This window comes from Streptomyces fulvoviolaceus (assembly GCF_000718165.1).
GTDB lineage: Bacteria > Actinomycetota > Actinomycetes > Streptomycetales > Streptomycetaceae > Streptomyces > Streptomyces fulvoviolaceus.
In genome coordinates, this window is sequence record NZ_JOEY01000053.1 from 43471 (window position 1) to 65227 (window position 21757).

General features: G+C 70.8%; 22 protein-coding genes and 1 pseudogene. 19 read left to right on the forward strand and 4 right to left on the reverse strand.

The window, feature by feature from the left end:
• Positions 1-87: 87 nt before the first annotated feature.
• The 10 genes from rpe to IG08_RS0142610 all read left to right on the forward strand — a co-directional run bounded on the left by rpe (position 88) and on the right by IG08_RS0142610 (position 8104).
• Positions 88-774, forward strand: a complete 687-nt coding sequence (rpe, locus tag IG08_RS0142565; RefSeq protein WP_030616336.1) for a ribulose-phosphate 3-epimerase — start codon at positions 88-90, stop codon at positions 772-774.
• 78 nt (positions 775-852) lie between these two features.
• The gene (locus tag IG08_RS0142570; RefSeq protein ID WP_030616340.1) at positions 853-1896 is read left to right on the forward strand and encodes a sugar-binding transcriptional regulator; all 1044 of its coding nucleotides are present in this window, start codon (positions 853-855) and stop codon (positions 1894-1896) included.
• 40 nt (positions 1897-1936) lie between these two features.
• The gene (locus IG08_RS0142575) at positions 1937-2308 is read left to right on the forward strand and encodes a guanyl-specific ribonuclease (RefSeq protein WP_030616343.1); all 372 of its coding nucleotides are present in this window, start codon (positions 1937-1939) and stop codon (positions 2306-2308) included.
• Positions 2305-2622 carry a barstar family protein gene (locus tag IG08_RS0142580; protein WP_030616346.1) on the forward strand — a complete coding sequence of 106 codons (318 nt, stop codon included), beginning with the start codon at positions 2305-2307 and terminating at the stop codon, positions 2620-2622. The genes IG08_RS0142575 and IG08_RS0142580 overlap by 4 nt, the downstream gene beginning before the upstream one ends.
• Before the next feature lie 240 nt (positions 2623-2862).
• On the forward strand, positions 2863-3333 hold the full coding sequence (locus IG08_RS0142585; RefSeq protein WP_078655957.1) for an anion permease: 471 nt from the start codon (positions 2863-2865) through the stop codon (positions 3331-3333).
• Between the two features lie 152 nt (positions 3334-3485).
• Positions 3486-4928, forward strand: a complete 1443-nt coding sequence (locus IG08_RS0142590; protein WP_052425101.1) for a GuaB1 family IMP dehydrogenase-related protein — start codon at positions 3486-3488, stop codon at positions 4926-4928.
• Positions 4929-5004: 76 nt separating this feature from the next.
• On the forward strand, positions 5005-5532 hold the full coding sequence (locus IG08_RS0142595) for a GNAT family N-acetyltransferase (RefSeq protein ID WP_030616355.1): 528 nt from the start codon (positions 5005-5007) through the stop codon (positions 5530-5532).
• A 15-nt stretch (positions 5533-5547) separates the two neighbouring features.
• Entirely contained in the window at positions 5548-5925 is a 378-nt protein-coding gene (locus IG08_RS0142600; protein WP_030616358.1) for a hypothetical protein, read from the forward strand.
• Between the two features lie 259 nt (positions 5926-6184).
• A complete protein-coding gene (locus IG08_RS0142605) occupies positions 6185-7642 on the forward strand; it encodes an amino acid permease (protein WP_030616361.1) in 1458 nt (485 codons plus the stop codon).
• Between the two features lie 9 nt (positions 7643-7651).
• The gene (locus tag IG08_RS0142610) at positions 7652-8104 is read left to right on the forward strand and encodes an Lrp/AsnC family transcriptional regulator (RefSeq protein WP_030616364.1); all 453 of its coding nucleotides are present in this window, start codon (positions 7652-7654) and stop codon (positions 8102-8104) included.
• 1 nt (position 8105) lies between these two features.
• Here the strand turns inward: IG08_RS0142610 and IG08_RS0142615 are convergent, their stop codons facing one another.
• Positions 8106-8555, reverse strand: a complete 450-nt coding sequence (locus IG08_RS0142615) for a hypothetical protein (RefSeq protein ID WP_030616367.1) — start codon at positions 8553-8555, stop codon at positions 8106-8108.
• Positions 8556-8661: 106 nt separating this feature from the next.
• Entirely contained in the window at positions 8662-9402 is a 741-nt protein-coding gene (locus IG08_RS0142620; RefSeq protein ID WP_030616370.1) for a GntR family transcriptional regulator, read from the reverse strand.
• A gap of 213 nt (positions 9403-9615) precedes the next feature.
• Between IG08_RS0142620 and IG08_RS0142625 the strand changes: the two genes are divergently transcribed.
• The 8 genes from IG08_RS0142625 to IG08_RS0142660 all read left to right on the forward strand — a co-directional run bounded on the left by IG08_RS0142625 (position 9616) and on the right by IG08_RS0142660 (position 18899).
• A complete protein-coding gene (locus IG08_RS0142625) occupies positions 9616-10761 on the forward strand; it encodes an ABC transporter substrate-binding protein (RefSeq protein ID WP_030616373.1) in 1146 nt (381 codons plus the stop codon).
• Positions 10758-11654: an ABC transporter permease gene (locus IG08_RS0142630; RefSeq protein WP_030616375.1), complete on the forward strand. Its 897-nt coding sequence runs from the start codon at positions 10758-10760 to the stop codon at positions 11652-11654. Before IG08_RS0142625 ends, IG08_RS0142630 begins: the two co-directional genes overlap by 4 nt.
• Positions 11642-12460: an ABC transporter permease gene (locus IG08_RS0142635; protein WP_030616378.1), complete on the forward strand. Its 819-nt coding sequence runs from the start codon at positions 11642-11644 to the stop codon at positions 12458-12460. Before IG08_RS0142630 ends, IG08_RS0142635 begins: the two co-directional genes overlap by 13 nt.
• Positions 12457-13536: an ABC transporter ATP-binding protein gene (locus tag IG08_RS0142640; protein ID WP_030616380.1), complete on the forward strand. Its 1080-nt coding sequence runs from the start codon at positions 12457-12459 to the stop codon at positions 13534-13536. The genes IG08_RS0142635 and IG08_RS0142640 overlap by 4 nt, the downstream gene beginning before the upstream one ends.
• A gap of 23 nt (positions 13537-13559) precedes the next feature.
• Positions 13560-15014 carry an HAD-IA family hydrolase gene (locus IG08_RS0142645; protein ID WP_030616383.1) on the forward strand — a complete coding sequence of 485 codons (1455 nt, stop codon included), beginning with the start codon at positions 13560-13562 and terminating at the stop codon, positions 15012-15014.
• 55 nt (positions 15015-15069) lie between these two features.
• Complete coding sequence (locus IG08_RS0142650; RefSeq protein WP_052425098.1) at positions 15070-16209, forward strand: MFS transporter; 1140 nt, start codon at positions 15070-15072, stop codon at positions 16207-16209.
• Between the two features lie 160 nt (positions 16210-16369).
• Positions 16370-17158, forward strand: coding sequence for a carbon-nitrogen hydrolase family protein (locus IG08_RS0142655; protein WP_030616389.1), 789 nt, complete (start codon positions 16370-16372; stop codon positions 17156-17158).
• Between the two features lie 43 nt (positions 17159-17201).
• Positions 17202-18899, forward strand: a complete 1698-nt coding sequence (locus IG08_RS0142660) for a flavin monoamine oxidase family protein (RefSeq protein WP_030616392.1) — start codon at positions 17202-17204, stop codon at positions 18897-18899.
• 6 nt (positions 18900-18905) lie between these two features.
• Here IG08_RS0142660 and IG08_RS0142665 read toward each other — a convergent pair whose 3' ends face one another.
• Positions 18906-19592, reverse strand: a complete 687-nt coding sequence (locus IG08_RS0142665; RefSeq protein ID WP_030616395.1) for a DUF5995 family protein — start codon at positions 19590-19592, stop codon at positions 18906-18908.
• Between the two features lie 174 nt (positions 19593-19766).
• Here IG08_RS0142665 and IG08_RS0142670 point away from each other — a divergent pair, with 174 nt between their 5' ends.
• Positions 19767-20882 (forward strand): glycoside hydrolase family 6 protein, encoded by a 1116-nt coding sequence (locus IG08_RS0142670; protein WP_030616397.1) that lies wholly within the window; start codon positions 19767-19769, stop codon positions 20880-20882.
• Here IG08_RS0142670 and IG08_RS54955 read toward each other — a convergent pair.
• A pseudogene (locus IG08_RS54955) lies at positions 20864-21660 on the reverse strand (uracil-xanthine permease family protein); the annotation flags it as partial. The gene IG08_RS0142670 and the pseudogene IG08_RS54955 sit on opposite strands and share 19 nt — an antisense overlap.
• Between the last annotated feature and the right edge of the window lie 97 nt (positions 21661-21757).

Genomic DNA, 21757 nt, shown 5'->3' on the forward strand with positions numbered 1-21757 from the left:
CACGCGAGGCCCGGGCGCAACATCCGATGAACGGCTTAGGTCTGGACCGGCGCGAACATTAGTGCCCGGACATGGCAGGCTTGGGTCATGGCCGCGCAGATCAACCCCAGCATCCTGTCCGCCGACTTCGCCCGCCTCGCGGACGAGGCGAAGGCGGTCGAGGGAGCCGACTGGCTCCACGTAGACGTCATGGACAACCATTTCGTCCCGAACCTCACGCTCGGTGTGCCGGTCGTAGAGTCGCTGGCCCGTGCGACGGACACCCCGCTGGACTGCCATCTGATGATCGAGGACGCCGATCGGTGGGCGCCCCAGTACGTAGAGGCGGGGGCCGGTTCCGTCACCTTCCACGTCGAGGCGGCCGCCGCGCCGGTGCGGCTCGCCCGGGAGATCCGGGCCAAGGGCGCCCGCGCCTCCATGGCGCTGAAGCCCGCGACGCCGATCGAGCCGTACGAGGATCTGCTCCCCGAGCTCGACATGCTGCTGATCATGACGGTCGAGCCGGGCTTCGGCGGACAGGCGTTCCTCGACATCATGCTCCCGAAGATTCGCCGCACCCGCGAGTTGATCAGCAAGCACGGCCTTGAGCTGTGGCTCCAGGTCGACGGCGGTGTCTCGGCCGCCACCATCGAGCGCTGCGCGGACGCGGGCGCCGACGTCTTCGTCGCCGGGTCGGCGGTCTACGGCGCATCGGACCCCGCCGAGGCGGTACGTGCATTGCGCACCCAAGCCGAGGGGGCGACGGCCAAGGCCTCCTGGGCATGCGGCCACTGAACCAAGGGAACGTGAACGGCTCTCATCAGGGCTGATCAAGTGCGCCGGATCTGCAAGGATGAACGGCGAATCCAGAGTGTGAACAGCAGTGAGGAGATCGCCGTGTCGGGTATGTCGGCGGGCCGGTCAGCCATGCGGATGGGACCCGCTGAGCTGGTGCAGGCGGCGGCCATGGCCCGCCGCTTCTACCTCGAGGGCAAGTCCAAGATCCAGATCGCGGAGGAGTTCGGCGTCAGCCGCTTCAAGGTGGCCCGGGTCCTGGAGACCGCTCTCGAACGGGATCTCGTACGTATCGAGATCCGTGTGCCGGCCGAACTGGACGCCGAGCGCTCGGACGCGCTCCGTGCCCGGTACGGCCTCAGGCACGCAGTCGTGGTCGAGTCCCCGGCCGAGGCCCAGGACTCACCCGACCCCGAGAATCTGGGGGAAGTGGCCGCCGACCTGCTCGGCGAGCTTGTGAACGAAGGTGATGTGCTGGGTCTGGCCTGGGGCCGGTCCACCATCCACATGGCCGCGGCGCTCGACCGGCTGCCGCCGTGCACGGTGGTCCAGCTGACGGGCGTGTACGACGCCGGGACCGCCGAGCGCGGTTCCGTCGAGGCGGTGCGCCGTGCCGCGCAGGTGTCGGGCGGCGACGCCCACCCCATCTACGCGCCGATGCTGCTGCCGGATGCGGCGACCGCGGCCGCGCTGCGCAACCAGACCGGGATCGCCCGGGCCTTCGAGTACTTCGACAAGGTCACGGTCGCCTGTGTCTCCATCGGTTCCTGGGAGCCGGGCATCTCGACGGTGCACGACATGCTCAGCGACGAGGAGGTCTCGCACTACGCCTCGCTCGGCGTCGCCGCCGAGATGTCCGCGCACCTCTTCGACGGCGAGGGCCGCCGGGTCGGACGGGACCTGGGCGAGCGGTGCATCACCGTCAAGGCCGACCAGCTCCGCCGTATCCCCGAGGTCGTCGCGATCGCGGGCGGCCAGCGGAAGGCGGGCGCGATCGACGCGGTGCTGCGGTCCGGGCTCGTCACCAGCCTGGTGACGGACACGTCGGCCGCGGACTATCTGATGACGGCGGGGAGCCCCCCGAAGCCCGCGCTGAACAGGGCGGACCCGGACGGGCCCTGACAGAAGGTCAGGAGGGGGCGGCCGTGGCAGCATCGGCGACATGGTGCTGCGGTTCGCCCCCCGTCTGCTTCTCTGTCTGGTCGTCCTCCTCGTGGGGTGCGCGTCCACTGACGCAGGCACCTCCACCGGCGGTGGCATGGCCACCATCAAGGAGTCCCGGCTTCCCGCCGAGGCCCGGCAGACCCTCGAACTCATCGACGCGGGCGGCCCCTTCCCGTATGCCAAGGACGGCACCGTCTTCGGCAATTTCGAGCGGCTGCTGCCCGAACACAAGCGTGGTTACTACCGCGAATACACCGTGCCCACGCCGGGCTCGCGCGATCGCGGGGCCCGGCGCATTGTCACGGGGCAGGGCGACGAGATCTACTACACCGATGATCACTACAACTCCTTCAGGGCGGTGCTGAGATGACCCAACAAGTGGTCAAGCTCGACCTCGATGGCGTCACGGACAAGGCGGGCCTGATGGACCGCACTGCCCTCGCCCTCCAGCTGCCCGACTGGTTCGGCCGCAACTGGGACGCCCTCGCCGACTCCCTCTCCGACCACACCGTCTGGCCCGAAGGTGCCGTCGAGAGCGGCCTGTTGGTCGTCGTACGGAACTGGCGGCCGTACGCGAAGGCGCGGCCGGACGAATGGGAGACCGCTGTCGAGGTCTTCGGGGAGGCGGTCGACCGGACGCCGGCGCTCTCCGTGGTGCTCGCTCTCGGAGAGGCCGCCCGTTAGCTTGCTCACGGCATGTCGTGAATCGACCTGAGTGTGAGCCGCACGACTGGGCGCCCCTCGCGGTCTTCATGGGGACCGTGGGCGGGCTGATCCTGCAGCCGCTGCCCGCTGCCCGCTGCCCGCTGCCCGCTGCCCGCTGCCCGCTGCCCGCTGCCCGCTGCCCGCTGCCCGCCGCCGCGGTGGCGATCGTCGGGTTCACGGTCCTGATGATCACCAACCGGCTGGAGGTCGCCGCCGCGCATCGTCACGGGGCTCGGCGAGCGGATCGCCCTCTTCTTCGTGCGGCTGATGGGCCGCTCCAGCCTCGGACTCGGCTACGGCATGACGCTCACCGACCTCGCTCCGGCTCCGGTGACGCCCTCCACGACGGCCTGCTCCGGCGCGATGATCGCCACCGCCATGGCCGCGAACCCGATCATCCAGTCCACCGCGTCCGACCAGGGCGTCGAAGTGAGCTGGGCGAAGTGGGCGGTGGCCGCGATCGTGCCGGGGCTGATCAGCCTGGCCGTACTGCCGTGGCCGATCTACAAGATCTTCCCGCCGGAGCTGAAGGAGACTCCCGAGGCCCCGGCGGAGACCGTGCGCAGGCTCGCCGAGCGTGGGCCGATGGGCCGCGGCGAGTGGGGTCATGGCGGGCACCTTCGGGTCGCGAACCTCGTGATCTGGATGGGGGTGGGCTCGCTGTGGCTGAAGGTGCCGGGCGCCTGGTGATCTGCTTGGAGGTTTCTCCGAGCGCGCCTCTGACCTGCTTGGACGATGTGACCGGGCATCGCATTGCGGCCGACATGGGACAATGAAGTACGTGCTCTTACCCCTGGCTGACCTGTCCGGGGCCACCTCTGATCGACTGGGATGTGCAGCACGTGCGTTTCCTCAACGACATCCAGCCCCCTTACGACCTGACGTACGACGACGTCTTCATGGTCCCGAGCCGCAGCGCGGTCGGCTCGCGGCAGGGCGTGGACCTCAGCTCCCCGGACGGCACGGGCACCACGATCCCGCTGGTCGTCGCCAACATGACCGCCATCGCCGGGCGCCGTATGGCCGAGACGCTGGCCCGGCGCGGTGGCCTCGTCGTCATCCCGCAGGACATCCCGATCGAGGTCGTCACCGAGGTCGTCTCCTGGGTGAAGAGCCGCCACCACGTCCTGGACACCCCGATCGTGCTGGCCCCGCACCAGACCGTCGCCGACGCGCTGTCCCTGCTGCCGAAGCGCGCGCACAACGCCGGTGTGGTCGTCGACGAGGAGCAGCGGCCCGTCGGCGTCGTCACCGACCGGGACCTGACCGGTGTCGACCGCTTCACCCAGCTCGAAGTGGTCATGTCCAAGGACCTGCTGCTGCTCGACGCGGACATCGACCCGCGCGAGGCCTTCAACCGGCTGGACGCGGCCAACCGCCGTTACGCCCCCGCCGTCGACAAGGACGGTCGCCTCGCGGGCATCCTCACCCGCAAGGGCGCCCTGCGCGCCACGCTGTACACGCCGGCCGTCGACGCGAACGGGCAGCTGCGCATCGCGGCCGCCGTCGGCGTCAACGGCGACTTCGCGGAGAAGGCCAAGCAGCTGCTGGACGCGGGCGTCGACACCCTCGTCATCGACACGGCCCACGGCCACCAGGAGTCGATGATCAGCGCGATCAAGCAGGTGCGTGCGCTCGACCCGCAGGTGCCGATCGTGGCGGGCAACATCGTCGCCGCCGAGGGTGTGCGCGACCTCATCGAGGCGGGCGCCGACGTCATCAAGGTGGGCGTGGGCCCCGGCGCCATGTGCACCACCCGCATGATGACCGGCGTCGGCCGGCCGCAGTTCTCGGCCGTGCTGGAGTGCGCCGCCGAGGCGAAGAAGTACGGCAAGCACGTCTGGGCCGACGGCGGTGTCCGGCACCCGCGCGATGTCGCCATGGCCCTCGCGGCCGGTGCGTCCAACGTGATGGTCGGGTCCTGGTTCGCGGGCACGTACGAGTCCCCTGGCGACCTCCAGCAGGACGCCGACGGCCGCCTCTACAAGGAGTCGTTCGGCATGGCGTCCGCGCGTGCGGTGCGCAACCGTACGTCCGAGGAGTCGGCCTACGACCGTGCCCGCAAGGCGCTGTTCGAGGAGGGTATCTCCACCTCCCGCATGTTCCTCGACCCGGCCCGCCCGGGCGTCGAGGACCTGATCGACTCGATCATCGCGGGCGTCCGCTCCTCCTGCACCTACGCCGGTGCGGGCTCCCTGGAGGAGTTCGCCGAGAAGGCGGTCGTCGGCATCCAGAGCGCGGCCGGCTACGCGGAGGGCAAGCCGCTGCACGCCAGCTGGAGCTGACGCGTCAACTTCCTTTCGTACGGCCCCCGTTGAAAAGCGGGGGCCGTTCGCGTGCGCGGGCGCCTACGGTCGCCGTATGGACATCACCGCATGCCGGGCCGAGGACCTCGACGTACTGGAGCGCTTCATGCCGTCGTACGCCGACGACGCACACCACGCGGACCGCTACGCCCGCCAGGCGGCCGGCGACAGCACCTATCTCATCCCCTGGCTCGACCGCCGTCCGGTCGGCCACGCGGAGGTCCGCTGGACCGGCTGCCACGCGCCGGAGGTACGGGCGGCGCTGCCCGGGTGCCCGGACGTCAACAGCCTCTTCGTCTGGCCGGAGTCGCTGCGCTCCCGGGGTGTCGGCACCGCGCTGGTGCGGGCCGCCGAGCGGCTGGCCCGCGAGCGGGGCATCGGCGTCATGGGGCTCGGCGTGGGGGACCACAATCCGCGGGCGGCTGCCTTGTACGCGCGGCTCGGATACCGGCCCGCGGTGGCCTTCGTCGACCGCTGGGCCTACCTGGACGCCTCGGGCGTACGACACGAGCGCGTCGATCCCGGTGTCTTTCTGGTGAAGGAGCTGGATCCGTCAAGCCCTCTTGACGTCAGGCGGGCTTGACGCAAATCTGGGGGCATGGCGACACCACAGAGCATCGAACCGCAGCACACGCTGTTGACCGCCGTGGCCCGTCTCGATGATCTGCGCACCCGCGAGTCGATGGGGGAGCCCCTCGACCGGGCCGAGTTCCTCGAACTCCTCGCCCTGAGCGAGGTCGTGGCCCGCAAAGCCGCCTACGGGCGCCAGCTCACCGTCCGCGCGGCCCGCGAGTCCGGGGCCTCCTGGTCGCAGATCGGGGCCGCGCTGGGCACCAGCAAGCAGGCCGCCTGGGAGGCGCACACGCGGTGGATCGACACGCAGGCGGCCGCCTACGGAAAGCCCGGTCAGATGGGGTTCGACGACGCCGACGTGGCCGAGGCGCGGGCCATCGCGGGGGAGCCCGACGAGCGCTGACAGAGGCTCTGTACGACGGTTGATCAGGCCTCCGCGCAACGGTCGAAAGCCCCCGCGCAACGAACGCACGCCCACCCGCGATGAACGCAACGATCTTGCGGAGACGCGCAAGGTTGCTGCATTACGAGGGCAATGCCCCGGCTCATAGGGTTCTGCGCTGTACGTGGCGTGGCGGGGACTCCGCTCGGTGGGTTCCTGTTCGCGCAGGTGCGCCGCCAGTCCTCGCCGCCCTGAGAGGCAGCGACAAAGGAGTCAGCGCGTGCTCGACCAAGGCGCACCCCCGCATCACCGCACACCACAGTCCCCGGGGGTGGGTGCGCGGCTCATGCGTCGCAAGCCCGTGGAACGCCTGGTGGCGGAGGGCGGCCAGGGCGAGGGAGGCAGCCTGCGCCGCACCCTCGGCCTGTGGCAGCTGACCATGATCAGCATCGGCGCCACCCTCGGCACCGGCATCTTCGTCGTCCTCGGCGAGGCCGTCCCCAAGGCGGGCCCGGCCGTCACCCTCTCCTTCGTGATCGCCGGACTCACGGCGCTCTTCTCGGCCCTGTCCTACGCCGAACTCGCGGGCACCATCCCGGTCGCCGGCTCCTCGTACTCGTACGCGTACGCCACGATGGGTGAGTTGATCGCCTGGACCTGCGGGTGGTGTCTGGTCCTCGAATACGGCGTCTCCGTCGCCGCCGTGGCCGTCGGCTGGGGCGAGTACCTCAACGAGTTGCTCGACGGGACCATCGGCGTCACCATCCCGGACGCCCTGTCCGCCCCGCCCGGCGACGGCGGCGTCTTCAACCTGCCGGCGCTGATCGTCGTCCTGCTGGCCATGGTCTTCCTGCTCGGCGGCGCCCGCGAGTCCGCCCGCGCCAACACCATCATGGTGGCCGTGAAGATCGCCGCGCTCATACTGTTCTGCGCGATCGGCATCCAGGGCTTCCGCTCCGGCAACTACGAGCACTTCATGCCGCTCGGCATGGCGGGCGTGAGTGCCGCAGGGGCGACGCTCTTCTTCTCGTACATCGGCTTCGACGCCGCCTCCACGGCCGGTGAGGAGGCGAAGAACGCGCAGCGCGACCTCCCGCGCGCGATCATGCTGTCGCTGGTCATCGTGACGGCGCTGTACGTCCTCGTCGCGGCCGTCGCCGTCGGTGCGAAGCCCTGGCAGCGGTTCGGCGACTCGGAGGCCGCGCTCGCCCAGATCATGCGCGAGGTGACCGGACAGACCTTCTGGGGCACCCTGCTGGCCGCCTGCGCCGTCATAGCCATCGCCAGCGTCGTCCTGACCGTGCTCTACGGCCAGACCCGCATCCTCTTCGCGATGTCCCGGGACGGGCTGGTGCCGAAGGTGTTCGCGCGCGTGCACCCGAAGACGGGCACGCCTCGCACCAATACGGTGATCGTGTCCCTGTTCTGCGGTGTCCTGGCCGCCGCCATCCCGCTGGGGCAGCTCGCCGACGCCACCAGCATCGGCACGCTGTTCGCCTTCGGGCTGGTCAACATCGCCGTGGTGGTGCTGCGCCGGACCCGCCCGGACATGCCCCGCACCTTCCGTGTGCCGCTGTCGCCGGTGCTGCCCGCGTTGGGCCTCGCGTTCTGCGTCTGGATGATGGGCAGCCTGTCCACCGTCACCTGGGCGGTCTTCGGGGTCTGGATGGCCGTGGGGCTCGTGTTCTACTTCGTATACGGCCATCGCCGTTCCCGACTCGCAACACCTGAGAGCTGATCCACCCCCGTGCTCAACGATCTCGACGAACGCATCGTCCACGCCCTCGCCGAGGACGCCCGCCGCTCCTACGCGGACATCGGGCAGATCGTCGGCCTCTCCGCACCCGCCGTGAAACGGCGCGTGGACCGACTGCGCGCCACCGGGGCCATCACCGGCTTCACCGTACGGGTGGACCCGGCGGCCCTCGGCTGGGAGACGGAGGGGTTCGTCGAGATCTACTGCCGGCACAACACCTCGCCCGACACCATCCGGCGGGGCCTGGAGCGCTACCAGGAGGTCGTGGCCGCGTCCACCGTCACCGGCGACGCGGACGCGGTCGTCCAGGTCTTCGCCTCCGACATGCGGCACTTCGAACGCGTCCTGGAGCGGATCGCGGGGGAGCCGTTCGTGGAGCGGACGAAGTCCGTGCTGGTGCTGTCGCCGCTGCTGCGCAGGTTCTCCTCCGGATCGCCGACCTGACCTACTCGGCCCGCTGCCGGACCGCCTTCAGCAGCCGCCCGGTGAGCAGGGCGTGCGCCCCCGAGGAGATGACCAGCAACCGGTAGAGGGCACCGCCCGGCCCGGGGAACCTGGCCCGCGTCTCGGCCCGCAGCCGGGTGTGGCCGTCCCCGGCCTCGTCCAGGCGGAAGACGAGGGCGTATGTCGAGAAGTAGTGCCGCCCGATAAGCAGCAGCTCGCGTTCCGGCTCGGCGGAAGCCACCCGGAATCCGGGGAAAGCCGAGCCTACGGCGAGGGGCCGGGGCCCGGACGCCACACGGTCGGCGACCCCGATGAGACGCGCGTACCGAGCTGACCGGGGCCGCCCGAAAGACCCCTCAAGGGTCTCGCCGAGCGCCCGCCAGACGTCACCGACGTCGGCAGCGACGACGGTCGTGTGCTCGTCGACCCGGGGCAGCGAAACGATGTCCAACAGAACCTCCGTAGCAGGCGGGGAGTGCACCCCCTTAGGGGCGCGGGGAACTGCGCGACCAGCCACAACGAACCCGCACCCGGAACTCGACAATCCGCCCCGAGCTCTACTCCGCCGTCTTACGAGCCAACGCGTTGTTCCCTATCGAGTTGTGCACACTGAAGCTCACCGCATCCGACCGATACCGGTCGTCCGACCACTCCACCGGCCGCCCGTCCCGCGTCGTCGTCACCCGCCGCACCCGCAGCAGCGGACTGCTGCGGCGGACGAGCAACAGCTCGGCATCCCGCGCCCCCGCGGCCACCGCGTCGATGACATGCTCACCGTAGGCGAAGACCAGCCCGGTGTCGTCGAGCAGACGCTGCGTCACGGACGGACAGTCCGGCTCGATCGACTCGACGGCGGACGAGATCCAGTCGGCGTACACCGTCCGCTCCAGCAGCACCGGCTCGCCGTCCAGCCCACGCACCCGAAGTACGTGCAACACCTCGATGCCGACGGGCAGTTGGAGGCGTACGGCATCCTCGGCGGCAGCCGGGCGGTACTCCTGGGCGACCACCTGCCCCGTCGCCTCGCGGCCCATCGCGCGCGCCCACTGGGCGAAGCTGCGCAGTTCCTCGAAGCTCTGGCTGCGGCGGCTCGCCAGGACCACCCGGCGGGCGCCCTGGCGCGAGCCGATGAGTCCCTCGGCGGTCAGCGCGGCGACGGCCTGGCGGACCGTGCCGCGCGAGACGCCGTAGTGGGCCGCGAGCTCCGTCTCGGCGGGCAGCAGACTGCCGACCGTGTACTCCTCGCGGTCGATCGCCCGGCGCAGTTCGTCGGCGATCTCCTCGTGTCGCGCCGCCATGCTTCCCCTCTGAGTCGGCCGCTGTGCACAGCGTGACCAGCCTAGTCGAGATCCGGTGGGGATCCGAAAGGCTCTGACTGTGCGGAAATTCAGGGGTCATCGTTTCGCCAGTGTTTACGAGCGCGACACCAGCGGCGGGCGTACTGAGGCCAACTTGTTCAGACAAGTTCTCTCTGTTTGGCTCCTGCACCTCGCGCGTCCCCTGGAGAAGCCGTGACCGTGTCCCTGCCGAGAACAGCCGCCCTCGCTGTCGTCGCCGCGCTCGCACTGAGCGCCTGTGGCGCCGCCCCCGAGAGCTCGTCGACCACCGCCGACGGCAAGAGCGCCGCCACCGCCACCTCCGCCGCCGACTTCGGCGGCCTGGCCGCGCTGGTCAAGGCGGCCAAGAAGGAGGGCACGCTGAACGCCATCGCGTTGCCCCGCGACTGGGCCAACTACGGCGCCCTCATCGACGGCTTCGAGAAGAAGTACGGCATCAAGGTCGAGGTCGAGAACCCGGACGGTTCCAGCCAGGACGAGATCAACGCCGTGACGTCGAGGAAGGGTCAGGGCCGTGCACCGGACGTCCTCGACCTCGGCAGCTCCTTCGCGCTGAGCGCGGCCCAGCAGGGGCTGCTCGCGCCGTACAAGGTGGCGTCGTTCGCCGACATCCCCACGGAGCAGAAGGACGCGCAGGCGCGCTGGTACAACGACTACGGCGGCTACATCTCCATCGGCTGCGACGCCAAGCGGGTCAAGACCTGTCCGACGACCTTCGCGGACCTGCTCAAGCCCCAGTACAAGGGCCAGGTCGCCCTCAACGGCAACCCCACCAAGTCCGGTTCGGCCTTCGGTGGCGTCTGGGCGGCCTCGCTCGCGAGCGGCGGCTCCTTCGACGACATCCAGCCCGGCCTCGACTTCTTCGCGAAGCTGAAGAAGAACGGCAACTACACGCCCGTCGAGTCGACCCCGGCCACCGTCGAGAAGGGCGAGACGCCGATCAGCATCGACTGGGACTACCTGAACGCCGGGTACGCCGACGAGTTCAAGTCCAAGGGCGTCGACTGGAAGGTGGCGGTGCCCACCGACGGCAAGTTCTCGCAGTACTACTCCCAGGCCGTCAACAAGGACGCCCCGCACCCGGCGGCCGCCCGGCTGTGGCAGGAGTACCTCTACAGCGCCGAGGGCCAGAACCTCTGGCTCAAGGGATACGCCCGCCCGGCCCTGATGACCGCCATGGAGAAGGCCGGCACCCTCGACAAGACGGCCGCGGCCAAGCTGCCCGAGGTCTCCGGAACGCCCTCCTTCCCGACCGAGGACCAGCAGGGCAAGGCCAAGACGGTGCTCGGACAGGGCTGGGCGAAGGCCGTCTCCGGATGACGGCCACCCTCACCCGGGTCGACACGGCGACCGCCGCTCCGCAGAAGCGGCGGCGCCGTGCCCTCGGCTGGCTCGCCGTCGTCCCGCTGCTCGCCTTCACCGCGCTCGCCTTCGGGCTGCCCGCCCTGGCCATGCTCGACGGCGCCTTCACGGCCAAGGACCCGGCGACGGGGGCGACTTCGTACACCACCGGCAACCTGACGGCCTCGCTGCAGGGCGCGTATCTGACGGCGCTGATCGGCAGCGTGAAGCTGTCGGCCGTGACCGCCGGCCTGGGGGCCCTGTGCGGGCTGCCGCTCGCGCAGGCCGTCGTCACCTCCCGCTCCCGCGCGCTGCGCGAGGCCGTGCTCACCGCGTCCGGGGTCCTCGCCAACTTCGGCGGCGTCCCGCTGGCCTTCGCCTTCGTCGCCACCCTCGGCAACGCCGGTGTGCTGACACAGCACCTGGGCCTCACGGACAAGGGCTGGGACCTCTACAGCTTCTGGGGACTGGTGATCGTCTACCTGTACTTCCTGATCCCGCTGATGGTGCTCACCATCACCCCGGCCCTGGAGGGACTGCGCACGCAGTGGCGCGAGGCCGCCCAGAACAACGGCGCGACGTCCGCGCAGTACTGGCGGCACGTGGCCCTTCCCGTGCTGCTGCCCTCGCTGCTCGGCGGGCTCGTGCTCCTCTTCGGCAGCGCCTTCGCCGCGTACGCCACCGCCGCCGCCATGGTGGGCAGTTCCATCCCGCTGGTCACCCTGCAGATCGCCGACGCCATCTCCGGCAACGTCCTGGTCGGCCAGGAGAACGTGGCGCTCGCCCTCAGCCTCGACATGGTCCTCGTCGCCGGCCTGGTCATGGCGGTGTACCTGCCCCTGCAACGACGGAGCGCGCGATGGCTCGCCTGAACCTGTGGCGGTGGGGCGTCTTCGGCCTCGCCGGACTGTACTTCCTGGTGCCGCTGGCCGCGTCCGTGGTCTTCACGGTCGACGTGCCCGGGCAGGGTGTCACCTTCGACGCCTACACGCAGATCGTCTCCGCCGACGGCTTCGTCTCCAGCCTGCTGCTGTCACTGGAACTGGCCGTCGTGACCATCGCGGTCGTGCTGCTGCTGATGGTGCCCGCCATGGTCGCCCTCCGGCTCGGCGCGCCCCGGCTGCGGCCGGTCGTCGAGGTGGTGTGCTCGCTGCCGTTGGTGGTCCCGCCGATCGCCTTCGTCGCCGGCATCTCGACCGTCCTCAAATGGGGGCCCGAACACCTCTCGCGGACCCCGCTGTTCCAGACGTTCGTGGCCATCCAGAACCCGGACTTCCCGTTCGTGCTGGTTCTCGCGTACGTCGTGATGGCGCTGCCCTTCGTGCACCGGGCACTGGACGCCGGACTGAGGGCCGTCGACGTGCCCACCCTCGTCGAGGCCGCTCGCAGCCTCGGGGCGTCCTGGCCGCAGGCGCTCGTCCAGGCCGTGCTGCCCAACCTCCGCGGCGCGCTGCTGAACGCCTCCTTCCTCACCCTGGCCCTGGTACTCGGCGAGTTCACCGTGGCGCAGCTGCTCGGCTTCCAGCCGTTCGCCGTGTGGATCTACAGCATCGGCGGATCGCAGGCCCAGCTGTCCGTCGCCGTGTCCGTGCTGAGCCTGTTCGTCACCTGGGCCCTGCTCCTCGTGCTCGCCGGATTCGGTGGGCGTACCCGTACCGCATCCCGGGATGAATCATGACCGTCCTCGAAAAGACAGCGACCAAGACAGCCACCAAGGCGGCGACCGTCGAATTCCGGGGCCTGCGGCGGGAGTTCGGCCCGACCGTGGCCCTCGACGGCCTCGACCTGACCGTCCGGCCGGGTGAACTCCTCGCCCTGCTCGGCCCGTCCGGCTGCGGGAAGACGACCGCGCTACGCATGCTCGCCGGCTTCGAACACCCAGACTCCGGCGAGGTGCTGGTCGACGGCGAGGACGTCACCCGGGTCCCGGCACACCGACGCGACGCCGGGATGGTCTTCCAGTCGTACAGCCTCTTCCCGCATCTCGACGCGGTCGACAACGTGGCCTTCGGGCTGCGGATGCGGAAGGTCCGTACGGCCGAACGGCGGGCCCGCGCCGTCGAGTTGCTGGAGCTGGTCGGCCTCGCCGACAAGGGCGGGCGGTTCCCGCACCAGCTCTCCGGCGGCCAGCAGCAGCGTGTCGCCCTGGCCCGTGCCCTCGCCCTCCGCCCGCGCGTGCTGCTCCTGGACGAGCCCTTGTCGGCACTCGACGCCAAGGTGCGGCTCACCCTCCGCGAGGAGATCCGACGGCTCCAGCAGGAGCTCGGCATCACGACCCTGTTCGTGACCCACGACCAGGAGGAGGCCCTGTCCATGGCGGACCGGGTCGCCGTGATGCACGCCGGGCGGCTCGAACAGTGCGCCGCCCCGGCCGAGTTGTACGGCCGTCCCGCCACCGCCTTCGTCGCCGAGTTCGTCGGGACGATGAGCCGGATTCCGGGGCGGCTGTCCGGAGACGGGGTCGACGTGCTCGGACAGCGGCTGCCGGTCGACGGTCAGGTGCCGTCGGTGACCGAGGTGGACGTGCTGGTGCGGCCGGAGGCGGTGGGCGTACGCGCCGACGACGCCGGTGACGCGCGTGTGGTCGCCACGTCCTTCCTGGGCGCGGCCGTCCGCGTCACCGTCCGGCTCGCCGACGGCACCGAGGTGAAGGCCGACCTGCCCGCGCACGAGGCCACCGGGCTCGGCGCCGGTGCCGCGGTGAGCGTGTCACTGCCGGAGCGGCCGGTGCTGGTGGCGGAACGTACCCGTTGAACCCTTTCATGGAAGAGAGAACCGTGACTCAACTCCCGCTGCAAGCCGTCCTGTTCGACATGGACGGCACGCTCGTCGACACCGAGCGGCTGTGGTGGGAGGCGGTGGAGCGGGTCGCAGGGCGGACCCTGACCGAGGCGGACCAGCCGGAGGTGCTCGGCCGCCCGGTCGAGTACACCGCCGCCTGGCTGTCCGCGGCCACGGGCACCCCGTCCGCCGAACTCGGCGACGCGCTCCACCGGGAGTTCGCCGACCGCGTCCGCACCGGCGTCGTGCCCCGCCCCGGCGCACTGGACCTCCTCGACGCCCTGGCCCGCGAGGGCGTCCCCACGGCCCTGGTGACCGCGTCCCCCCGGGCGGTCGCCGACACCGTGCTCGAAGTACTCGGCGCGAGCCGCTTCGCCGTCTCCGTCACCGCCGACGACACCTCACGCACCAAGCCGGCCCCCGACCCCTACCTCGCCGCCTGCCGTGCGCTCGGCGTCGCCCCGGCGGCCTGCGTGGCCGTCGAGGACACGGAGACCGGTGTCGCGTCCGCCGAGGCGGCGGGCTGCACGGTGCTGGCGGTGCCCTCGCTCGCCCCGATCGAGGCGGCGCCCGGCCGGACCGTCGAGGCCAGCCTGGAGGACGTCTCCGTCCCGAGCCTGCGCTCCCTGCTGCCGTACCGGCTCCGCGTCATGACCTGGAACCTCTGGTACGGCGGCACCAAGGTCCACGACCACCGGGCCAAGCAGCTCAAGGTCATCACGGAGACCGACGTGGACGTGGTCGGCCTGCAGGAGACGTACGGCACCGCGGCCGAGGAACTCGCCCACGCCCTCGGCTGGCACCACCACCGGGCAGGCGAGAACCTCGGCATCATCAGCCGCCACCCGATCACGGCCCCCCTCGGCGACCCGGACGTCGGCTTCTACGGGGCGGCGGGCGTCCGGCTCCGGGTCGCCGAGGGCGCCGAGGTGGACGTATGGACGCTCCACCTGGACTACAAGCCGTACGGGCCGTACGAGGCAGCCTTCGACGGGCTGGAGGCCGACGACCTGATCGCCCACGAGGAGGTGCGGCTCGCCCAGATGCGGGACGCCCTGCGCCGGATCGACGACACCGTGCCGGTCGTCCTGGTGGGCGACTTCAACAGCCCCTCCCACCTGGACTGGCCGGACGTCGAGTGGCCGGTGACGAAGGCGGCCGAGCACGCGGGCCTGCGCGACTCCTACCGTGACGTCCGTCCCGACCCTGCGCAGGACCCCGGCCACACCTGGTCCCCGGTGCACACCGAGCACGAGGACGGCAGCGGCCGGCCGGAGCCGCAGGACCGGATCGACTTCGTTCTCCACCGGGGCCTGTGCGTGCTCGACTCCCGGACCCACGTCAGCGGCAGCCCCCGGACCTGGCCGGACGTGGAGGACAACGACTGGCCGTCCGACCACGCGGCAGTGATCACCACATTTTTGCTGGGCAGCGGGGCCGGGCCTGTCTAGCATCGGTGTCATGACCCGACGACATTGATCCACCACCGGCTCCGACGTCCGTCGACTGACCGCCACGCTCTACGCGTACGCGTTCCTCGACGAGTTCGTGCTGCTCTACCCGGTGTACGCGCTGCTGTTCGCGGACACCGGGCTGTCCGTACGGCAGATCTCGTCCCTGTTCATCCTGTGGTCGCTGACCGGCGTCCTGCTGGAGATTCCCTCCGGCGCCTGGGCCGACGCCGTCTCGCGCCGGTTGCTGCTGTGGCTGGGCCCGCTCCTCGGCGCGGTCGGCTTCGCGCTGTGGGTGATCTTCCCGTCGTACTGGGCCTTCGCCGCCGGCTTCGTCCTGTGGGGTGCGCGCGGTGCGCTGGGTTCCGGCGCGCTGGAGGCGCTGGTGTACGAGGAGCTGGAGCTGCTCGGCGCGGCGGACCGGTACGCCCGTGTCATGGGCCGGGCCCAGGCGGCGGGCCAGGTGGCCGTGATGACGGCGATGGCCCTGGCCGGGCCGGTCCTCGCGGCCGGGGGCTACCCGGCCGTCGGCGCGGCGAGCGTGCTGGCCTGTCTGCTCTGCGCCGCGGCGGCGACCCGTTTCCCCGAGCACCGGACGCCGGGCGGCGAGGGCGACCACTGGGCCGCGACCCTGCGCAGCGGACTCGCCCACGCACGCCACGACCGCTCCGTCCGAGGCGCCCTGCTGCTCGTCCCGGCCGTCGCCGCGGTGTGGGGCGCGCTCGACGAGTACACGCCCCTGCTGGTCAGGGAGACCGGCGTACCCGACGCGGCCGTCCCCTACCTGCTGGTGCTGATCTGGGCGGGCGTCACGGCCGGGAGCCTGCTCTCGGGGGCGGCCGAGAGCCTGGGCCGCACAGGATTCGCCGCGCTGCTCGCGGCTTCGGCCCTGCTGCTCGCCGCCGGTGCGATCACCGGGACCCCGGCCGGCATCGCCCTGATCGCCCTCGCCTTCGGCGGCTTCCAGCTGGCGACCGTCCTGGCCGACGCCCGGCTCCAGCAGCGCATCGAGGACACCGGCCGGGCCACCCTGACCTCGGTCGCGGGCCTCGGCACCGAGGCGGTGACCATCGGGGTCTACGGCGCGTACGGCGCCCTCGGACCCGTGCTCGGGCACGAGACCGTCTTCGCGCTGTGCGCGGTGCCGTACCTGGTGACGGCGGTTCTGGTGCGGGCACCCAGGAGGCGCCGATGAGGCCACGCAACGAATCGCCGCCGGACGGGCACCACACGCAACGATCAGTTCACCGGCGTGCAACGGCTCCTGCTTGTCCGCCCGAGCCCGCCGCCCGTACCGTCTACATGGCCGTCTGTATGGCCCCCACAACCACCCTTCCGCCCGGTGAGGATCACGCATGCGTACCGCCCTGCTCCAGAGCTCCGGCCGCCCCGGCTCCGTCGCCGCGAACCTCAAGGTTCTCGACGAGGCCGCCGGCCGGGCCGCCGCCGCGGGCGCCGGGCTGCTGGCCGCGCCGGAGATGTTCCTCACCGGGTACGCGATCGGCGACGACATCGGCCGCCTCGCCGAGCCGGCCGACGGCGACTCGGCGGACGCGATCGCGGAGATCGCGACGCGGCACGGGGTCGTGATCGCCTACGGATACCCCGAACGTGACTCCGGCCAGGTCTTCAACTCCGCCCAGCTGATCTCCGCCGACGGCACCCGCCTCGCGAACTACCGCAAGACCCACCTCTTCGGCTGCTTCGAGCGCGACCACTTCACACCGGGCGAGCAGCCGGTGGTGCAGGCCGAACTGAACGGCCTCCGCGTCGGGCTCATGATCTGCTACGACGTCGAGTTCCCGGAGAACGTCCGCGCCCACGCCCTCGCCGGCACCGACCTCCTGATCGTCCCGACCGCGCAGATGCACCCCTTCCAGTTCGTCGCCGAGTCGATGATCCCGGTGCGCGCCTTCGAGAACCAGATGTACGTCGCGTACGTCAACCGGGTCGGCCAGGAAGGGGAGTTCGACTTCGTCGGCCTCTCCGCGCTGGCCGGTCCCGACGGGGTCGCCCGCGCCCGGGCCGGCCGCGGCGAGGAGCTGGTGTTCGCCGACGCCGACCCCGTGTCCCTCGCCGCCTCCCGCGAGTCGAACCCGTATCTGCAGGACCGCCGGCCCGGGCTCTACGGGTCCCTGGTCTGAGCAGCCCCCTGAAACTTCGTTTGTCGCAAGGAGTCCGTACCCCATGACGTCCACGGTGCCCAACGCCGTCCAGCACGCCGACGAGCAGCAGCCGCCGATCACCATGTTCGGGCCGGACTTCCCGTACGCCTACGACGACTTCCTCGCCCACCCGGCGGGGCTCGGCCAGATCCCGGCGACCGAGCACGGCACCGAGGTCGCGGTCATCGGCGGCGGCCTCTCCGGCATCGTGGCCGCGTACGAGCTGATGAAGATGGGCCTCAAGCCCGTCGTCTACGAGGCCGACCAGATCGGCGGGCGCCTGCGCACCGTAGGCTTCGACGGCTGCGACCCGTCCCTCACCGCCGAGATGGGCGCGATGCGCTTCCCGCCGTCCTCCACGGCCCTCCAGCACTACATCGACCTGGTGGGCCTGAAGACACAGGCATTCCCCAACCCCCTTGCGGAGGCAACCCCTTCGACCGTCGTCGACCTCAAGGGCGAGTCGCACTACGCCGAGACGATCGACGACCTGCCGCAGGTCTACCGGGACGTCGCCGCCGCCTGGAACAAGTGCCTCGAAGAGGGCGCCGACTTCTCCGACATGAACCAGGCGATGCGCGAGCGGGACGTCCCGCGCATCCGGGAGATCTGGGCGAAGCTCGTCGAGAAGCTCGACAACCAGACCTTCTACGGCTTCCTCTGCGACTCCGAGGCCTTCAGGTCCTTCCGGCACCGCGAGATCTTCGGCCAGGTCGGCTTCGGCACCGGCGGCTGGGACACCGACTTCCCGAACTCCATCCTGGAGATCCTGAGGGTCGTCTACACCGAGGCCGACGACCACCACCGCGGCATCGTCGGCGGTTCCCAGCAGCTGCCGCTCAGGCTCTGGGAGCGCGAGCCGGAGAAGATCGTGCACTGGCCGTACGGCACCTCGCTGGCGAGCCTGCACGTGGGTGGCGAGCCCCGCCCGGCCGTGACCCGGCTGCACCGCACCGCCGGCAACCAGATCACCGTGACGGACGCGAACGGCGACATCCGTACCTACCAGACGGCGATCTTCACCGCCCAGTCCTGGATGCTGCTCTCCAAGATCGCCTGCGACGACTCGCTCTTCCCGATCGACCACTGGACGGCGATCGAGCGGACGCACTACATGGAGTCGTCCAAGCTCTTCGTCCCCGTCGACCGGCCGTTCTGGCTGGACAAGGACGAGGACACCGGCCGGGACGTCATGTCGATGACCCTCACCGACCGTATGACGCGCGGGACCTACCTCCTCGACGACGGCCCCGACAAGCCCGCCGTCATCTGCCTCTCCTACACCTGGTGCGACGACAGCCTGAAGTGGCTGCCGCTGTCCGCGAACGAGCGGATGGAGGTCATGCTGAAGTCGCTCGGCGAGATCTACCCCAAGGTCGACATCAGGAAGCACGTCATCGGCAACCCGGTGACCGTCTCCTGGGAGAACGAGCCCTACTTCATGGGCGCGTTCAAGGCCAACCTGCCCGGCCACTACCGCTACCAGCGGCGCCTGTTCACCCACTTCATGCAGGACCGGCTGCCCGAGGACAAGCGCGGCATCTTCCTCGCCGGCGACGACATCTCCTGGACGGCCGGCTGGGCCGAGGGTGCGATCCAGACGGCGCTGAACGCGGTCTGGGGCGTCATGCACCACTTCGGCGGAGAGACGGACCCGACGAACCCCGGGCCGGGCGACGTGTACGACGAGATCGCTCCGGTCGAACTCCCCGAGGACTAGAGCTGGTCAGTCGGGCAGTGGGGTGAGCATCATGCGTCCGGCGAACCCCACCGCCGTGTCCAGCCGTTCCGTGAACTCCGCGGCGACGTCGGGCAGTCCGCGCAGCGCCCACATCGCCCGCGCCGCGGTCCACGTGGCGTCCCGGGCGCGCTCCAGACTCCACGAGCCGAGCAGATGGGTGAGCGGGTCGGCGATCTGGAAGAGGTCGGGGCCCGGCATCAGATCTTCGCGGATGCGCTCCTCCAGCGAGACGAGGAGATCACCCACGCGGTCGAACTCGTCCTCCACGTCGGCGGGTTCGCAGCCGAGCGTACGACAGGTGTCCACGACGGCGAGCGCGAGATCGTGGCCGATGTGCGCATTGATGCCCGCGAGCGCGAACTGCAGCGGTCGTACGCCGGGATGCCGGCGGAACTGGAACAGGGGCCGCCAGCAGGCGGGCGGGCGGCGCTCGCGGGACACCGCGTCGACCGCCGCCAGGTAGCGCTCGGCGAACCGCACGTCCAGCGTGATCGCGACCCGCGCGTCGGCGAACCGCCCGGTGTCGACGCACCGGTCGACCGCCTCGGTGACGGCGAGGTAGACGCGGTTGAAGACCGCGACCCCGTCCCGCTCGGGCAGAGCCGCCTCCAGGGCGCGCATACGGGAGACGACCGTGTCTACGGGAGTGGTGAACTGTTCCAATTGCGCCATGGGGGCAGGGTCCCAGTCCTAGGCTGGCCGGAGTACCGGCGGGCCCGACGCTTCCCCAGAACGGGGGAACGGACCCGCCGTTGGGGGAAGGGGACCAGGAGCGTGGCAGGCTTACGTGCCCAGCGGCTCGCCGCACGTCGTGCCGCACACAGGCGCGCCGCCGGTCGGGGCGTCATGGTCGCGGCGGCCTCCGTCGTGGTCGCCGTCGGCACCGCGGCCGGGATGATGTCCGCGCTCGACGACCGGGGCGGCTCCGACGAGGCCAGGCCCGAACTTTCCAGCTCGCCGACCCTGGAACCGCTGCCTCCTGTTCCGTCGGCCTCCGTCTCCACGAAGGCCAGTGCGTCGCCTTCGCCGACTCCCAAGAAGAAGGCGAGCCCCACCCCTTCGCCGACGAGGACCGAGTCGAAGCAGACCACCGCCGTGTCCGCCCGCCTCTACCGCCATTCCGAGTCCCAGGTGCTCGACTGGGTGCGCGACCACCCCGACGACCCGCGCGCCGACGTCATAGAGTCCCGCATCGCCGACCAGCCGGCCGCCGTGTGGTTCGCCGACTACACCCCGGCGACCATCACCGCCCGGGTCCGCGCGGTCACTTCGGGCGGCGCCGCGCAGGGTCGGGTCCCGGTGGTCGTGGCGTACGCGATACCGGGCCGTGACTGCGGTGGCGCCTCGGAGGGCGGCGCTCCCGACCTCGACGCGTACGACGCCTGGATCGACGACTTCGCCACGGGGCTGGGCTCCGGCGAGGTGGTCGTCGTCCTGGAACCGGACTCGATCGCCCAGGCCGACTGCCTCTCGGAGGGCGAACGGGCCGGCCGCTTCGCCTCGTTGGCCCGCGCGGGCCGCGTCCTCAAGGCCGCGAACCCCAGGGCCCGGGTCTACTACGACGCCGGCCACTCCGGCTGGAACACCCCCGCCAAGCAGGCCGCGCTCCTCAAGCAGGCCGGTGCCGCCTCGGCCGCCTCCTCCGACGGCGTCTTCAGCAACGTCTCCAACTTCCACACCACGACCGCCGAGATCGCCTACGACCGACAGGTCCTCGACGCCCTCGGCGGCCCGTCGAGCCTGGGGGCCGTCATCGACACCAGCCGCAACGGCAACGGCGCCCCGGCCGAAGGCGAGTGGTGCGACCCGGCCGGACGGAAGATCGGCCGGGCCCCGACCCTGAACACCGGGGAGGCACGCATCGACGGCTACCTCTGGGTGAAGCTGCCGGGGGAGTCGGACGGCTGCAAGGGGTCGCCGGGGACGTTCACACCGTCGTACGCCTACGAGTTGGCGCGCTGAGCGCTCTCTTCCTCGTCGTACGACGGCGTCCCCCCCCCGTCGAGCAGGGGTTCCTGCGTCTTGAGGTGGGCCGGGGCGAACGCCCGCAGGGCGTGGTAGCCGGTGATGACGACCAGCGTGCCGGGTTGAGCGGATTGCGCAGGTCCACCTTGGCGTTGATCCAGATCTGTGCGCCGAGCAGGCCGATCATGCCGTAGAGGATGACGGTGATGCCGCCCGGCACCCCGCCGGGGATCGCGGCCACGATCGCGCCGAACTTCGGGCACAGGCCGAAGAGGAGGGCGAAGCCGGCGGCGGCCCAGTAGGCGGCCGTCGAGTACGCGCGCGTGGCCGCCATCACGCCGATGTTCTCGGAGTACGTGGTGTTGGGCGGGCCGCCGACCGCGGTGGACAGCATCGAGCCGATGCCGTCGGCCGAGATCGCCGGGCCGAGCTTGTCGTCGAGCGAGTCGCCGGTCATCTCGCCGACCGCCTTGACGTGTCCGGCGTTCTCGGCGACCAGGGCGATGACGACGGGGAGCGCGACCAGGATCGCCGACCACTCGAAGGTCGGCCCGTGAAAGGTCGGCGGACCGATCCAGTCGGCCTGGCCGACGGCGGAGAGGTCCAGCCGCCAGTGGTCGGTGAGCTTGCCGCTCGCGTCCACCGAGTGAAGCCTGCCGAAGATCCGATCGAAGATCCGATCGAAGGCCCAGGAGATGCCGTAGCCGAAGACTAGGCAGAGGAAGATCGCGATCCACTCGGGTACGGGTCCGGCCGGACGGCGAGACCATGCGCCCCCGTTATGTTTTCCGCGGTCCTGCAAGAGGACCGCTGGCCTCCGGGCCCGGCATGACTGTTCCCCCCTGTCGAACGAATGACCTGGGGGGTGGTGT

Bases quoted from the DNA above. Each gene is read 5' to 3' on its own strand.
- IG08_RS0142665 (WP_030616395.1), bottom strand. From the start codon at position 19,592: ATGGCGCAATTGGAACAGTTCACCACTCCCGTAGACACGGTCGTCTCC.
- IG08_RS0142660 (WP_030616392.1), top strand. From the start codon at position 17,202: ATGACGTCCACGGTGCCCAACGCCGTCCAGCACGCCGACGAGCAGCAG.
- IG08_RS0142655 (WP_030616389.1), top strand. From the start codon at position 16,370: ATGCGTACCGCCCTGCTCCAGAGCTCCGGCCGCCCCGGCTCCGTCGCC.
- IG08_RS0142580 (WP_030616346.1), top strand. From the start codon at position 2,305: ATGACCCAACAAGTGGTCAAGCTCGACCTCGATGGCGTCACGGACAAG.
- rpe (WP_030616336.1), top strand. From the start codon at position 88: ATGGCCGCGCAGATCAACCCCAGCATCCTGTCCGCCGACTTCGCCCGC.
- IG08_RS0142620 (WP_030616370.1), bottom strand. From the start codon at position 9,402: ATGGCGGCGCGACACGAGGAGATCGCCGACGAACTGCGCCGGGCGATC.
- IG08_RS0142640 (WP_030616380.1), top strand. From the start codon at position 12,457: ATGACCGTCCTCGAAAAGACAGCGACCAAGACAGCCACCAAGGCGGCG.
- IG08_RS0142630 (WP_030616375.1), top strand. From the start codon at position 10,758: ATGACGGCCACCCTCACCCGGGTCGACACGGCGACCGCCGCTCCGCAG.
- IG08_RS0142595 (WP_030616355.1), top strand. From the start codon at position 5,005: ATGGACATCACCGCATGCCGGGCCGAGGACCTCGACGTACTGGAGCGC.
- IG08_RS0142600 (WP_030616358.1), top strand. From the start codon at position 5,548: ATGGCGACACCACAGAGCATCGAACCGCAGCACACGCTGTTGACCGCC.
- IG08_RS0142575 (WP_030616343.1), top strand. From the start codon at position 1,937: ATGGTGCTGCGGTTCGCCCCCCGTCTGCTTCTCTGTCTGGTCGTCCTC.
- IG08_RS0142635 (WP_030616378.1), top strand. From the start codon at position 11,642: ATGGCTCGCCTGAACCTGTGGCGGTGGGGCGTCTTCGGCCTCGCCGGA.
- IG08_RS0142670 (WP_030616397.1), top strand. From the start codon at position 19,767: ATGGTCGCGGCGGCCTCCGTCGTGGTCGCCGTCGGCACCGCGGCCGGG.